This window comes from Rhodosalinus sp. 5P4 (assembly GCF_041365695.1).
Taxonomy (GTDB): domain Bacteria; phylum Pseudomonadota; class Alphaproteobacteria; order Rhodobacterales; family Rhodobacteraceae; genus Rhodosalinus.
Genome location: NZ_JBGFSJ010000005.1, coordinates 63,403 through 75,878, shown reverse-complemented (window position 1 = coordinate 75,878; position 12,476 = coordinate 63,403). Strand labels below are relative to the sequence as shown.

General features: G+C 70.5%; 14 protein-coding genes and 1 tRNA gene. 6 read left to right on the top strand and 9 right to left on the bottom strand.

Annotated features, from left to right (window positions below; genetic code table 11):
* Positions 1-5: 5 nt before the first annotated feature.
* Positions 6-569 carry a ubiquinol-cytochrome c reductase iron-sulfur subunit gene (gene petA / locus AB6A69_RS10740; RefSeq protein ID WP_371060762.1) on the bottom strand — a complete coding sequence of 188 codons (564 nt, stop codon included), beginning with the start codon at positions 567-569 and terminating at the stop codon, positions 6-8.
* Positions 570-827: 258 nt separating this feature from the next.
* On the opposite strand from petA, the gene AB6A69_RS10735 reads away from it, so the two are divergent.
* Positions 828-1,487, top strand: coding sequence for an outer membrane protein (locus AB6A69_RS10735; RefSeq protein WP_371055614.1), 660 nt, complete (start codon positions 828-830; stop codon positions 1,485-1,487).
* 9 nt (positions 1,488-1,496) lie between these two features.
* Here the strand turns inward: AB6A69_RS10735 and AB6A69_RS10730 are convergent, their stop codons facing one another.
* The 3 genes from AB6A69_RS10730 to dapF all read right to left on the bottom strand — a co-directional run bounded on the left by AB6A69_RS10730 (position 1,497) and on the right by dapF (position 4,236).
* The gene (locus AB6A69_RS10730; RefSeq protein ID WP_371060761.1) at positions 1,497-2,099 is read right to left on the bottom strand and encodes a glutathione S-transferase; all 603 of its coding nucleotides are present in this window, start codon (positions 2,097-2,099) and stop codon (positions 1,497-1,499) included.
* A gap of 80 nt (positions 2,100-2,179) precedes the next feature.
* Positions 2,180-3,436: a tRNA (N(6)-L-threonylcarbamoyladenosine(37)-C(2))-methylthiotransferase MtaB gene (gene mtaB, locus AB6A69_RS10725; protein ID WP_371060760.1), complete on the bottom strand. Its 1,257-nt coding sequence runs from the start codon at positions 3,434-3,436 to the stop codon at positions 2,180-2,182.
* The gene (dapF, locus tag AB6A69_RS10720; protein WP_371060759.1) at positions 3,433-4,236 is read right to left on the bottom strand and encodes a diaminopimelate epimerase; all 804 of its coding nucleotides are present in this window, start codon (positions 4,234-4,236) and stop codon (positions 3,433-3,435) included. Before dapF ends, mtaB begins: the two co-directional genes overlap by 4 nt.
* Positions 4,237-4,376: 140 nt before the next feature.
* Between dapF and AB6A69_RS10715 the strand changes: the two genes are divergently transcribed.
* Positions 4,377-4,452: transfer RNA gene (locus AB6A69_RS10715), tRNA-Lys, on the top strand.
* 64 nt (positions 4,453-4,516) lie between these two features.
* On the opposite strand, the gene dapD is transcribed toward AB6A69_RS10715, so the two are convergent.
* Entirely contained in the window at positions 4,517-5,344 is an 828-nt protein-coding gene (dapD, locus tag AB6A69_RS10710) for a 2,3,4,5-tetrahydropyridine-2,6-dicarboxylate N-succinyltransferase (protein ID WP_371060758.1), read from the bottom strand.
* A gap of 109 nt (positions 5,345-5,453) precedes the next feature.
* Between dapD and AB6A69_RS10705 the strand changes: the two genes are divergently transcribed.
* The 3 genes from AB6A69_RS10705 (at position 5,454) to AB6A69_RS10695 (ending at position 7,699) form a co-directional block, all read left to right on the top strand.
* Positions 5,454-6,314, top strand: a complete 861-nt coding sequence (locus AB6A69_RS10705) for a TIGR00730 family Rossman fold protein (protein WP_371039290.1) — start codon at positions 5,454-5,456, stop codon at positions 6,312-6,314.
* Between the two features lie 81 nt (positions 6,315-6,395).
* Positions 6,396-7,355 carry a DnaJ C-terminal domain-containing protein gene (locus AB6A69_RS10700; protein WP_371060757.1) on the top strand — a complete coding sequence of 320 codons (960 nt, stop codon included), beginning with the start codon at positions 6,396-6,398 and terminating at the stop codon, positions 7,353-7,355.
* The gene (locus AB6A69_RS10695) at positions 7,352-7,699 is read left to right on the top strand and encodes a hypothetical protein (RefSeq protein ID WP_371039288.1); all 348 of its coding nucleotides are present in this window, start codon (positions 7,352-7,354) and stop codon (positions 7,697-7,699) included. The genes AB6A69_RS10700 and AB6A69_RS10695 overlap by 4 nt, the downstream gene beginning before the upstream one ends.
* A 9-nt stretch (positions 7,700-7,708) precedes the next feature.
* Here the strand turns inward: AB6A69_RS10695 and AB6A69_RS10690 are convergent, their stop codons facing one another.
* From AB6A69_RS10690 to AB6A69_RS10675, 4 genes are all read right to left on the bottom strand, one after another.
* Positions 7,709-8,419, bottom strand: a complete 711-nt coding sequence (locus tag AB6A69_RS10690; RefSeq protein WP_371039287.1) for a gamma-glutamyl-gamma-aminobutyrate hydrolase family protein — start codon at positions 8,417-8,419, stop codon at positions 7,709-7,711.
* Positions 8,416-9,375 carry an amidoligase family protein gene (locus tag AB6A69_RS10685; protein ID WP_371060756.1) on the bottom strand — a complete coding sequence of 320 codons (960 nt, stop codon included), beginning with the start codon at positions 9,373-9,375 and terminating at the stop codon, positions 8,416-8,418. Before AB6A69_RS10685 ends, AB6A69_RS10690 begins: the two co-directional genes overlap by 4 nt.
* Before the next feature lie 50 nt (positions 9,376-9,425).
* Entirely contained in the window at positions 9,426-10,604 is a 1,179-nt protein-coding gene (rlmN, locus tag AB6A69_RS10680; protein WP_371060755.1) for a 23S rRNA (adenine(2503)-C(2))-methyltransferase RlmN, read from the bottom strand.
* Between the two features lie 104 nt (positions 10,605-10,708).
* Positions 10,709-11,245, bottom strand: a complete 537-nt coding sequence (locus AB6A69_RS10675) for an invasion associated locus B family protein (protein ID WP_371039284.1) — start codon at positions 11,243-11,245, stop codon at positions 10,709-10,711.
* 180 nt (positions 11,246-11,425) lie between these two features.
* Here AB6A69_RS10675 and AB6A69_RS10670 point away from each other — a divergent pair, with 180 nt between their 5' ends.
* On the top strand, positions 11,426-12,448 hold the full coding sequence (locus AB6A69_RS10670; RefSeq protein WP_371060754.1) for an asparaginase: 1,023 nt from the start codon (positions 11,426-11,428) through the stop codon (positions 12,446-12,448).
* Positions 12,449-12,476: the final 28 nt, after the last annotated feature.

The following is a 12,476-nucleotide window of genomic DNA, read 5'->3' as shown; positions in this document are numbered from 1 at the left end:
TCTCCTTACCCGAGCTTGATCGTGGTCTCGTCGGCGAATTCGGCGACGGGGATGTGAAGGTTTTCGGGCGCGGGCCCCTTCCGGATGCGGCCGGCGCCGTCGTAGTGCGAGCCGTGGCAGGGGCAGAACCAGCCGTTGAAGTCGCCGGCGCCGTCACCGATGGGAACGCAGCCGAGATGGGTGCAGACGCCGATCTGCACCAGCCACTCGCCACCTTCGTCCAGCGTGCGGTTTTCGTCCGTCGCGGTCGTGTCGCCCTGAATGTTGGGGTTGCGGGCCTCCCGGTCGATCAGCGTGCTGACCTCCACCTGGCGTTCCGCCTCGATCTCCTCGGGGGTGCGGCGGCGGATGAACACCGGCTTGCCCAGGTATTTCACGGTCAGCTGCGTTCCGGGCTCGACGCCCGACACGTCGACGCGGATCGTCGAGAGTGCCTGGACGTCGGCCGAGGGGTTCATCTGGTCGACGAGGGGCCAGATCGCGGCGCCTGCGGCCACGGCCCCGGCGCCCGCCGTTGCGTAATAGAGGAAATCCCTCCGGCTGCTGTCGTGGTCTTCGGCGTGGGACACGTCGTCATCTCCTTGCTTGGGCCGGCCATGGCCCCTGGAATGGTCATGCCACCAGGGAGCTTGCGCAAGCCCCCGCGGTCGAGGGGTTATTTAGCGGGGTGGCGTCCCCCCGTCCAGCGCAACCCGGCCCGCCATCGGCCGGGAGCGCCGATTGGTCGCGGTTCAGCCCGCCCGCCAGGACGGTTGAGCCCGCCCGCGAGGAGGCGTAAAGAACGGGCACCCCGCGGTCCCACGCGGTAGACAGCGAGGTACAAGCGAATGCAACGGTGGACGATCGCCCTCGGCGCGGCCCTTTCGGGGCTCTTGTCGATGCCCGCTGCCGCGGAGACGGAACTCGGCCTCTACATCGGCTGGCAGACATTGCCGCACAGCCGTGTCGAGGGCAGCGACCCGGACGCGGGCGCGTTTTCCCGCACCATCGGCTGGGACGGAAAGTCGTTCGACATGCCGCCCTACTATGGCGGGCGCGTCACGTTCTGGCGGAGCGAGAGTTTCGGCTGGGGCTTCGAGGCGACCCATACCAAGGCCTACATGCCCGACTCGGACCGCGCAGCCCTCGGCTTCGACCGTTTCGAGCTGACCGACGGGCACAACATCGTCACCGTGAACGCGCAGCGCCGTTGGAAGGACATGTGGGGCGGTGTCACGCCCTATGTCGGCGCGGGTGTCGGGGTCGCGATCCCGCATGTCGACGTGCAGGCCAGCGCCGGCGGGCCGCGCACCTACGGCTACCAGCTCACGGGGCCGGCCGTGCGCCTTTTCGCGGGCGCGAGCTACGATCTCACCGAAAGCTGGGCGGCCTTCGGCGAATACCAGTTCACCGCGTCGTGGAACGACGTCGATCTCGACAGCGGCGGCTCTTTCGAAACCGACCTCTACACCAACGCGATCAATGTCGGCGTGAGCTACAAGTTCTGAGGCGGCGCGTCAGGCCGGGCGCGTGGCCTGCATCGCCGCGCGCTCGCCGAACACCGCGTACCAGTCGTCGAGCGCGCCGCGCCCGGCCCGCCAGGGCCTATCGGGGTGACGGAAGTCGAGGTAGCCCAGCGCGCAGCCCAGCGCGATCTGCCCCATGTCGAGGCGGCCTGCCAGATGGCTCATCCAGCGCGCCTCCAGCGTGTCGAGCGCGCGCGCTATCTTGCCCCACTGGCCCTCGATCCACTCCTCGGAGCGGTGCGGCTCGGGCCGGAAACGGTGCTCGTAGACCATCAGCACCGCGGCATCCATGATCCCGTCGGCCGTCGCCTCGAGCGTGAGCGTCTCCCAGAGCCGCGCGTCGGGATAGAGCCCTGCGCCCGCACGCGCATCGAGCCAGCGGCAGATGACCCGGCTGTCGTAAAGCGCGGGGCCGTCTTCCCGGATCAGCGCAGGAATCTTGCCCAGGGGATTGTGGGAGGTGATCGCCGGGTCGGGCGCGAGGGCCGAGGCGGCGGTGTCGACCTCCCGCACCTCGTCGGAAAGGCCGGCCTCGATCACGCAGACGCGGACCTTTCGGGCGAAGGGGGATGGCGGGGCGGTAAGAAGCTGCATGGCGGCGCTCCGGTGGCGTCGGGCAGAGTCTAGGCGTGCGGCAAAGCGGTGTCCATCACGCGCGGCGGACCCGCGGCGCGTCAGGCCGCCCGGAGGCGCGCGCCGTCGTCGCCCTCGATCGTCGCGGAGACGATCGCGCCCTCGGGCCGATCCTCGGCGAAGCTCACCTCGGTGAACTGTTCGGTGCGGCCGAGGCGCGGATGCTCCATGAGAACGTCGTGGCGGTGGCCGTGCTGCGCCGCGAGATGCGCCGCGACGCGCGCGGCGCCTGCTGCCCGCAGGCGCCGCGCGCGGTCCTTGATGGCGCGCGCGTCCACCTGCGGCATGCGGGCGGCGGGGGTTCCGGGGCGCGGCGAGTAGGGAAAGACGTGCAGCCAGGTGAGGCCGCACTCCTCCACCAGCCGCAGCGCGTTCTCGAAATGCGCCTCGGTCTCGGTGGGAAAGCCCGCGATGATGTCGGCTCCGAAGGTCATGTCGGGGCGCAGCCGCCGCGCCTCTTCGCAGAAGCGGATCGCGTCGTCGCGAAGGTGCCGGCGCTTCATGCGCTTGAGGATCAGGTCGTCGCCGTGCTGAAGCGAGAGGTGAAGATGCGGCATCAGCCGCGGCTCGGTCGCGATCGCCTGCATGAGGCTTTCGTCCGCCTCGATCGAGTCGATCGAGGAAAGCCGGAGCCGCGGCAGATCCGGCACGAGTTTCAGGATGCGCAGCACCAGATCGCCGAGGCGCGGCGCCGCGGGCAGGTCCGCGCCCCAGCTCGTGAGGTCGACGCCGGTCAGCACGACCTCGTTGTAGCCCGCCTCCACCAGCCGCGCGATCTGGTCCACGACGACACCCGCCGGCACCGACCGGGAATTCCCGCGTCCGAAGGGGATGATGCAGAAGGTGCAGCGATGGTCGCAGCCGTTCTGGATCTGGACATAGGCGCGCGAGCGGGTGCCGAACCCGTCGATCAGGTGCCCCGCCGTCTCGCGCACCGACATGATGTCGTCCACCTGCACGCGCTCGGTCTGGCCCACGAAGTCGGCGGCGAGGCCCGCCCAGGTCTCGGCGCGCATCTTCTCGGCGTTGCCGATCACCGCGTCCACCTCGTCCATTGCGGCGAAGGTCCCGGGCTCGGTCTGCGCGGCGCAGCCGGTGACGATCAGCCGTGCCTCGGGGTGCTCGCGGCGCAGGCGCCGAATCTCCTGCCGTGCCTTGCGCACGGCTTCCGCCGTCACCGCGCAGGTGTTGACGACCACCGCGTCGCCGAGGCCGGCGGCGGCGGAGAGCTCCTTCATCGCCTCCGTCTCGTAGGCGTTGAGCCGGCAGCCGAGCGTGGTGAAACGGGGCGCGTTCATCCCGCCTCCTCCAGGAAGTCGGGCGTGAGCGTGCCCGAGAACACGTGCATCGTGGGCCCCGTCATCCAGACGCCGTCCTCGCGCCAGTCGATCCCGATCTCGCCGCCGTCGAGAACCACCGCCACCTGCCGCCCCGCGAGCCCGCGCCGCGCGGCCGCCACGGCCACGGCGCAGGACGAGGAGCCGGAGGCCAGCGTGATGCCCGTGCCGCGTTCCCAGACCCGCATCCGCAGCCGGTCCGGGGCGATCACGCTGGCCACCTGCACGTTCGCGCGCTCGGGAAAGAGCGGGTGCGTCTCGTAGCGGGGGCCGAACTGCGCGAGCGGTACGGCCTCCGCGTCCTCCACGAAGAAGGTGCAGTGCGGGTTGCCCATGCTGGTGGCCGTGGGCGCGCCCTCGATCGGCAGCTCCAGCGTGTCCATGGCTTCGGCGAGCGGGATGTCGCGCCAGTCGGTGCCGGGGGCGCCCATGTTGACGGAAGTGAGGCCGCCGCCCGCGTCCACGGCCTCCAGAACCCCGTGCGCCGTGGCGAGGCGAAGCCGGTCGCGCCCCGTCTCCTCCATCAGATGCCGCGCGATGCAGCGTGTGGCGTTGCCGCAGGCCGCCGAGGGCGAGCCGTCGGCATTGAGGAACTCGAGCCGCGCGTCGGCGTTCTCGCCCGGATGGATGACGGCGAGCTGGTCGAAGCCCACGCCGCGGTGCCGGTCGGCCAGCGCTCGCGCGAGCGCCGGCGACGGCGCGCCCCCGCCCTGCCGCGCGTCGAGCACCACGAAATCGTTGCCGAGCCCGTGCATCTTCATGAACGGTTGGCCGGGAGTTGCGCCTTGACCCATGCGCGCCGATATAATCGGAGCGCCGCGCCGAATCCAGAGCACCGCGGCACGGGCTGCGATTTTCGGGGTTGACCCCTCCGAACGCGATTCATACACACACGCCTCGTGGGCCGTTAGCTCAGTTGGTAGAGCAACTGACTTTTAATCAGTGGGTCGCAGGTTCGAATCCTGCACGGCTCACCACTTCCGATGAAACCGACCGTTCTGTTCCGCCGGTGCGGCGCGCCCGGGGGCCGGGCGCGCGTCTTCAGGCGCGCAGAAGATCGTTGATCGCGGTCTTGGCGCGGGTCTTCTCGTCCACGCGCTTGACGATCACCGCGCAGTAGAGGTTCAGGTCGTTCTTCGTGGGCATCGAGCCCGAGACGACGACGGAATAGCGCGGCACTTCGCCCATGAAGACCTCGCCGGTCTCGCGGTCCACGATCTTGGTGGACTTGCCGATATAGACCCCCATGCCGAGCACCGAGCCCTCGCGCACGATGCAGCCTTCCACCACCTCGGAGCGGGCGCCGATGAAGCAGTTGTCCTCGATGATGGTGGGGTCGGCCTGGAGCGGTTCCAGCACGCCGCCGATGCCCACCCCGCCCGACAGGTGCACGTTCCTGCCGATCTGCGCGCAGGACCCGACGGTGGCCCAGGTATCGACCATCGTGCCGCTGTCCACATAGGCGCCGACATTCACGAAGGACGGCATCAGCACCACGCCGGGCGCGACATAGGCCGACCGGCGCACGACGCAGTTCGGCACCGCGCGGAAACCGGCCGCGCGCCAGTCGGTCTCGCCCCAGCCCTTGAACTTGCTGTCCACCTTGTCCCACCAGTGCGCGCCCTGCGGCCCCCCGTCCTGCGCCTGCATGTCATGCAGCCGAAAGCCCAGAAGCACCGCCTTCTTGGCCCACTGGTTGACGTGCCAGTCGCCGTCCTCTCCGCGCTGGGCCACGCGAAGCGCGCCCGTGTCGAGCGCCTGGAGCGTCTCCTCCACGGCCTCGCGGACCTCGCCGCCGGTGGCGGGCGTGATGGTGTCGCGCGCCTCCCAGGCGGCGTCGATTGCGGCTTCGAGCCGGGCGTGGGACATGCCGTGCCTCTCCTTCCGGAAATTCCTCTTCGGGGTGGGTATAGGCCGAGCGGGACGGCGGCACAATCGGGCCTCGCGCAGCCGCGGCGGCTGCGCTAGTCAGAGCGCCATGACGCAGGACAGACGCGCCCCGACGAAGGACGATCGCCGCAGCCCGTTCCCGGACGCCGGAACGGACCGGTCCACCGCCGAGCACAAGCCCGGCACGGTGCAGACCCGCGCGCCGGCCTACCGCCTCGCCTTCGTGGACGAGGAGTTCATGCTGCGCGACGAGCTGCGCCCGGTCAGGCTGCAGCTCGAGCTTCTGAAACCCCAGCTCCTGATGGACGCCCACGGCGTGCAGAGCACGATCGTGCTCTTCGGCGGGGCGCGCATCCCTGAGCCTGCGAAGGCGGAAGGGGCGAAGACGCCCCGGCTGGCCGAACTCTCGCGCTTCTACGAGGTGGCGCGCGAGTTCGCGCGCATGATGACCGAGCGCAGCCTCGGCACCGGAGAGAACGTGATCGTCACGGGCGGCGGGCCGGGGGTGATGGAGGCGGGCAACCGCGGCGCGCACGAGGCCGGCGGCGAGAGCATCGGCCTCAGCATCGTGCTGCCCCACGAGCAGATCCCGAACCCCTACGTGACCCCGGATCTCTGCTTCAACTTTCACTACTTCGCGATCCGCAAGATGCACTTCCTGATGCGCGCCAACGCGGTCTGCATCTTCCCCGGCGGTTTCGGCACCATGGACGAGATGTTCGAGGCGCTCACGCTGATCCAGACCGGCCGCATGACGCGGGTTCCGTTCCTGCTTTTCGGGCGGGAGTTCTGGGAGAGCATCATCGACTGGCACGCGCTGGCCGAGGCGGGCACGATCTCCGACGACGACCTGTCGCTCTTCCGTTACGCGGAAACGGCCGAAGAGGCCGTCGAGATCATCGAGAACTGGGGCCCGATGGGCAAGCGCGACAGCATCCCGGGCCGCTGAGCGCCCGGGGCGCCCCTTGTATCCCGGCCGCGAAGCGGTATCACATCGGGGGCGGAACGCGGACGCGCGAGGAGCCGGCCCATGAGTTTCGATCCCTACGAGGCGCTGGGCGTCGAGAAGACCGCAAGCGAGGCCGAGATCAAGAAGGCCTACCGGAAGATCGCGAGGGAGTCACATCCCGATCTCAAGCCCGACGACCCGGCCGCCGAGGCGCGCTTCAAGACCGCCAACGCGGCCTACGAGCTTCTCAAGGATCCCGAGATGCGCGCGCGCTACGACCGTGGCGAGATCGACGAGACCGGGCAGGAGCGCGCGCAGCCGTTCTACCGCGATTTCGCCGAGCAGCCGGGCAACCCCTATCGCGGCGGCGCCCGGTCCGGGGCCTACGCCTTCGGGGAAGAGGACGACATGTCCGACATCTTCGCGGAGTTCCTGCGCGCGCGGGGGCAGGGCGGCGGGCCCTTCGCGAGTGGCTTCGGCCGCGGCGCGCGCGAGGTCCATGCCCGCGGGGCGGATCGCCACTACACGCTGAAGGTGCCCTTCCTCGACGCCACGCGCGGCACGCGCACGCAGATCACGCTGCCCGAGGGCGGGCGGCTCGAGGTGACGATCCCGGAGGGCGCGGCGGACGGGCAGACGCTGCGGCTGCGCGGCAAGGGCGGCGCGGGCCTTGGCGAGGGGCCGCCGGGCGACGCCTACGTGACGCTGGAGGTCGAGCCCCACCCGATCTTCCGCCGCGAGGGGGACGACATACATGTCACCCTGCCGATCTCCATCGACGAGGCGGTGCTGGGCGGCAAGGTGCGCACGCCCACCATCGACGGGCCGGTGAACCTGTCCATCCCCAAGGGCGCCAGCAGCGGACGGGTGTTGCGGCTGCGCGGCCGGGGCGCGAAGCGGCGGGGCGGAAAGGATCGCGGCGATCAGCTGGTCGAGCTGTCGATCGTGGCGCCGCCCGAGATCGATGCAGAGCTCGAAGCCTTCATGCAGCGCTGGCGCGAGGAGCACGCCCACGATCCACGCGAGGGGATGCCGACATGAAATGCCTCTACACACGCACGGAGACCGTGTCCGCCGTCGCGCGGCTGACCGAGACGCAGCTCGTCGCCTTCATCGAGGCCGATCTCGTCCGCCCGCTCCACTCCGAAGACGGGCCGAAGTTCCGGCAGATGGACATCGCGCGGCTGGAGCTTCTTTGCGAGCTCGCGGAGAGCCACGCGCTCGACGAGGATGCGCTGGGCCTGGTGATGTCGCTCGTCGATCAGCTGCACGGGGTGCGCGCGGAACTGCGCGCCCTGCTCGACGCGCTGGAGGCCGCCGATCCGGATTTCTGCGCGCGGGTGACCCGGCGCGTGCGGGAGGCGCGCGCCGCGGCGGCCGGGTAGACGGCCCGGTCAGTCGATCCGGTCCACCGCCGGCATCTGGCGCGCCGCCTGCTGCCGCGCCCCCGCGGCCTCGACGAGCGCGCGGAAAAGCCGGCGCTGGCGGCGCGCGTAGATCAGGTGCTCGGGATGCCACTGCACGCCGAGGGCGAAGGGCTCCTCCACCCGTTCGATCGCCTGCACCATGCCGCCGAGGTCGTGCGCGGCGACCCGCAGCCCGTCCCCCAGCCGGTCCACCGCCTGGGTGTGAAGCGCGTTCACGCGCATGGGCTCGTGGCCGGCGAGCGCGGCAAGCCGCGTGCCGGGGTGAACGTGCACCTGCTTGCGCGGCAGCACCGTCCAGCGGCGGTCGCTGCGGGTGTAGACCGCGTAGGCGTCCTGGTGGAGCGAGCCGCCCAGCGCGACGTTGAGCATCTGGCTGCCGCGGCAGATCCCCAGCACGGGCTTGTCGCGGACGAGCGCCGCCTTGACGAGCTCGCGTTCCAGCGCGTCGCGGTCGGGGTCGAGGCGGGCCGAGGTGACGATCCGGCCGCCGTAGAGATCGGGCGAGATGTCGTCGCCGCCGCCGATCACCAGCCCGTCCACCGAGTCAAGGTCGGCCGGGCGCCCCGCCTCCCAGCGCACGGCCCTTCCGCCCGCCCACCAGATGTTCAGCGCCATCCACGGGAAGATCCGCCATCCCGAGCGGCGCGAGACGGTCACGGCGATGCGCGGGGGGCTCACGGCGTCTCTATCCCCCTGGCGGCGAGGATCGCGCCCGCCTCCTCGCCCCAGGCACCGCGGAACAGGGTCACGGCGCCATGCGCAGCCTCCCACCGTGTCGCGAGCGTCCCGAGAAGATCGCCGTCCGCGGCGACCCGTTCGACAGTGCGCCATTGCCGCCATGGCAGGTCGAGCGACCAGTCGGACTCGTCGATCCGGCAATCGGGCAGCCGGAAATGGAAGGCCGGGCGCGCCGAGGTGGCGCCGGTGATCGCCGCAGCGACGCGATCGGGGTCGAGATGGGCGAAGACCGGCAGCATGTCGAGACCGCGGTTTCGCGTCGGCGTCTCCTCGAGGTAGATGTCGATCACCGGCGCCAGCCCGGCCTCGGGGCCCAGCGCGACGAGACGCCGGACGAAGCTCGTGGGATAGGGGTCGGTGAAGGGCAGCACGCGGCGCGCCTCGTTGATCGGGGCGGCGAGGCGAAGCCAATCCTCCACGAGCGCGTAGGCCATGAGCGGGCGCACCACGTCCTGCGCCGCGTCCGAGACGATTTCCACGTTGAGATGCACGCCGAAGCCGAAGACCACGCCGGCGCGGCTGCCCGTCGCGCCGGCCTCCCGCAGCGCCTTGCGTGCGTCGTCGAGCGCGAGAAGCCCGTCGCGGTCGAGCGGCTCCGTCACGATCTCCACCGGAACGACCTCGCGGGCCAGCTCGCGCCCGGCATCGAGAAGCCGCGGCCAGTTGGCGAGCTTTTCCCGGAGCGCGGTGTCGAGGTAGACATCGATGCCGCCGATGCGGCTGTCCTCAACCCGCCGGTCGTGACCGCCCACGGACACCACGCGCCCGCCGAGATGCTTCGCGATCACATCCGCCGCCGCGATCTCGCTCAGCCCGCCGAATTCCACCTCGACGCCGGTGCGCCGGGCGTGCCCATCGCTGTTCTCGGGGCTGGGAAGGGGAGCGAAGCGAGTCATGGCGCCGACATACCCCGCCTCATGCCGTGATGCGAGAGCTGCGGCGCCTTTCAGAGGCCGGCCTCTGCCTCGATCTCGGCGCGGCGCTTCTTCGCGCGCTCGGTCGCGGACTTGAGCTGGCCGCAAGCGGCCATGATGTCCTCGCCCCGCGGCGTGCGGATCGGCGCGGCGTAGCCCGCCTTGTACAGGATGTCGGCGAAGGCCTCGATCCGCTCCCAGTCGGAACGCTCGTAGGGCGCGCCCGGCCATTCGTTGAACGGGATCAGGTTGATCTTGGCGGGGATGCCCGCGATCAGTCTGACAAGCCGCCGCGCGTCCGCGTCGCTGTCGTTCACGTCCTTCAGCATCACGTATTCGAAGGTGATACGCTCTGAGTTCGACAGCCGCGGATAGGCGCGCAGCGCGTCGAGCAGCGTGGCGATGTTCCACTTCCTGTTGATCGGCACCAGGCGGTCGCGCACCTCGTCGGTGGTGGCGTGGAAGCTCACCGCCAGCAGGCAGCCGATCTCCTCGGCGCAGCGGATGATCTCGGGCACGACGCCCGAAGTGGACAGCGTGATGCGACGGCGCGAGAGCGAGATCCCCTCGCCGTCCATGGCGATCTGCATGGCGTCGCGCACGTTCTCGAAATTGTAGAGCGGCTCGCCCATGCCCATGAGCACGATGTTGGAGATCAGGCGCGGCCGCTCGCCCATGCCTTCGCCGGGCCTGGGCCACTCGTCCAGGTCGTCGCGCGCGGCCATGACCTGACCCACGATCTCGCCGGCGGTCAGGTTGCGCACCAGCTTCTGCGTGCCGGTGTGGCAAAAGGAACAGGTGAGCGTGCAGCCCACCTGGCTCGATATGCAGAGCGTGCCGCGCCCTTCCTCGGGGATATAGACCGTCTCCACCTCGTGGCCGCCGGCGATCCGCACGAGATACTTGCGCGTGCCGTCGGCGCTGACCTGTTTCGAGACCACTTCGGGGATCTCGATGGTGAAATGGCGGGCCAGCTCGGCGCGGTAGGCCTTGGAGAGGTTCGTCATCTCCGCGAAGTCGCGCGCGCCGCGATGGTAGATCCACTGCCAGAGCTGCGCCACGCGCATCTTCGCCTGTTTCTCGGGCGTGCCGTGGGCCACGAGCGTCTCGCGCAGCGCCTCGCGGGTGAGGCCCACGAGATTGATCCGTCCCTCCGGCAGTTTCCGGGGGATGGTGACGAGATCCTGCGTGATCGGCGCGCTGGCTGACATCTGGCTATCCTGACTGAAAGACGTCCCACCCATATAGGATTCGCGCGCCCGCGCCAAAGGGGTCGCGGGGCGGTGGACGCGTCCGGCGCAGGGCGCGCGCCCGGTCAGTCGCCCGAGCAGCGCCGCTGGGCCTCTTCCAGCGCGGCGGTATAGCCCAGGAGGGAGAAGGTGTCCTTCGTGGTGGTGCCCCGGCTCGAGCGCGCGGTGAGCACGGCATCCACACCCGCCTTCATCGCCTCGATGATCCGGCGGTCGTCCTCCGCGGTGGCGGGCCAGCCCCACTCGCCATCGGTGTAAAGCTCGAATTCGGTGCCGCCGATGTTCACGTTCACCGTGGACCCTTCGGCGAAGGGGTAGCCGCCGGTGAAGGTCACCTGCCCCTCGATCCCCGCGCCGGGGCGGAAGAAGGTGAAGAGCAGGATGTCGCCGCGGCGCACGGCGACGACGCGGCCGTCGCGGGTGTTCACCGTCTCCTTGGGCTGGGACACCGCCCAGCATTCGGTGGGATCATCCTCGACGAAGACGCTCCAGTCCGTCTCCGCCGCGACCCGGTTGGTGCTCTGCTCGTCCTGGGCCATCGCGCCGGCGGGCGCCAAAAGGGCCAGCGCGCCGACGACGCCCAGCGCGATCCGTGACATCATGCCTCCAGCCTCCATGCCGTCCTTGCCTCGATACCGCCTGCCGCGCTAGCCGTTGGCCGGCTCTGTTGCGGGCGCGCGGGCGGTCACATGCCTATGTGGCATGGCGCAATCTAGCGTCAAAGCCTCGGCGCGCGAAAGAGCGGTTGGCGGAAAATCGCCGTTTCGTGAGGGGAAAAACGGATGCCGGACGCAACGCTGATGACAGAGGTCCACCGCGGCCCGTTCCTGGAAAGCCGGCACGCCGGCCACGCGGTCATCGCGGACCTTTCCGGGGTGCTGGAGGCCTGGGGTGATCCCGATGCCGTGATCCTGCCGCGCTCGTCGGTGAAGATGATCCAGGCGCTTCCGCTCGTCGCCTCGGGCGCGGCGCGCGAGGCGGGACTCGGGAGCGAGCAGCTCGCGCTGGCCTGCGCCTCCCACAACGGCGCGGCGATCCACACCGGGCGGGTCGCGGCGTGGCTCGACAGCCTCGGCATGGGCGAGGCGGAGCTGCGCTGCGGGCCGCAGATGCCCGATGACAGGGAGGCGAAATTCGCCCTGATCCGCGCCCATGAGCAGCCCTCGCAGATCCACAACAACTGCTCGGGCAAGCATGCGGGGATGCTGACGCTGGCCCGCCACCTGGGGGCAGGACCGGACTACGTCGACCCCGATCATCCCGTGCAGCGCGCCTGCCGGTCCGCCTTCGAGGAGGTGACCGGCGAGCCGAGCCCCGGCTACGGCATCGATGGCTGTTCGGTCCCGAACTTCGCGACCCGGCTTTCGGCGCTCGCGCGGGCGATGGCGTGGTTCGCCACGGCGGAGCAGCGGGCCGACACCGCCAGCCGCGCGGCGGCGGAGCTCGTGGCGGCGATGACGGCGCATCCGGATCTCGTGGCCGGGGAGGGCCGCGCCTGCACCGAACTCATGCGCGCCGCCGGCGGTCGCGCGGCGATCAAGACCGGGGCCGAGGGCGTCTTTACCGCGATCCTGCCCGAGATGGGCCTCGGCATCGCGCTCAAGATCGCCGATGGTGCAACGCGCGCCTCGGAATGCGCGATGGCCGCACTGCTCGTGCGGCTCGGCGTGCTGGAGGCGGGCGACCCGGCGGTGCGGCGGCGGATGGACGCGCCGATCCGGAACCGGCGCGGCATCGAGACGGGATCGATCCGGCCCGCCGACGCGCTGCGGGCCCCCGCCACGACGCGCAGCGCCGCGCCGTGACCGCGCGCGCCCCGCGGCCGCGTCCACC

Coding starts and splice junctions, on each gene's coding strand:
- AB6A69_RS10735 (WP_371055614.1), top strand. CDS start 828: ATGCAACGGTGGACGATCGCCCTCGGCGCGGCCCTTTCGGGGCTCTTG.
- AB6A69_RS10730 (WP_371060761.1), bottom strand. CDS start 2,099: ATGCAGCTTCTTACCGCCCCGCCATCCCCCTTCGCCCGAAAGGTCCGC.
- mtaB (WP_371060760.1), bottom strand. CDS start 3,436: ATGAACGCGCCCCGTTTCACCACGCTCGGCTGCCGGCTCAACGCCTAC.
- dapF (WP_371060759.1), bottom strand. CDS start 4,236: ATGAAGATGCACGGGCTCGGCAACGATTTCGTGGTGCTCGACGCGCGG.
- dapD (WP_371060758.1), bottom strand. CDS start 5,344: ATGTCCCACGCCCGGCTCGAAGCCGCAATCGACGCCGCCTGGGAGGCG.
- AB6A69_RS10705 (WP_371039290.1), top strand. CDS start 5,454: ATGACGCAGGACAGACGCGCCCCGACGAAGGACGATCGCCGCAGCCCG.
- AB6A69_RS10700 (WP_371060757.1), top strand. CDS start 6,396: ATGAGTTTCGATCCCTACGAGGCGCTGGGCGTCGAGAAGACCGCAAGC.
- AB6A69_RS10695 (WP_371039288.1), top strand. CDS start 7,352: ATGAAATGCCTCTACACACGCACGGAGACCGTGTCCGCCGTCGCGCGG.
- AB6A69_RS10685 (WP_371060756.1), bottom strand. CDS start 9,375: ATGACTCGCTTCGCTCCCCTTCCCAGCCCCGAGAACAGCGATGGGCAC.
- rlmN (WP_371060755.1), bottom strand. CDS start 10,604: ATGTCAGCCAGCGCGCCGATCACGCAGGATCTCGTCACCATCCCCCGG.
- AB6A69_RS10675 (WP_371039284.1), bottom strand. CDS start 11,245: ATGATGTCACGGATCGCGCTGGGCGTCGTCGGCGCGCTGGCCCTTTTG.
- AB6A69_RS10670 (WP_371060754.1), top strand. CDS start 11,426: ATGCCGGACGCAACGCTGATGACAGAGGTCCACCGCGGCCCGTTCCTG.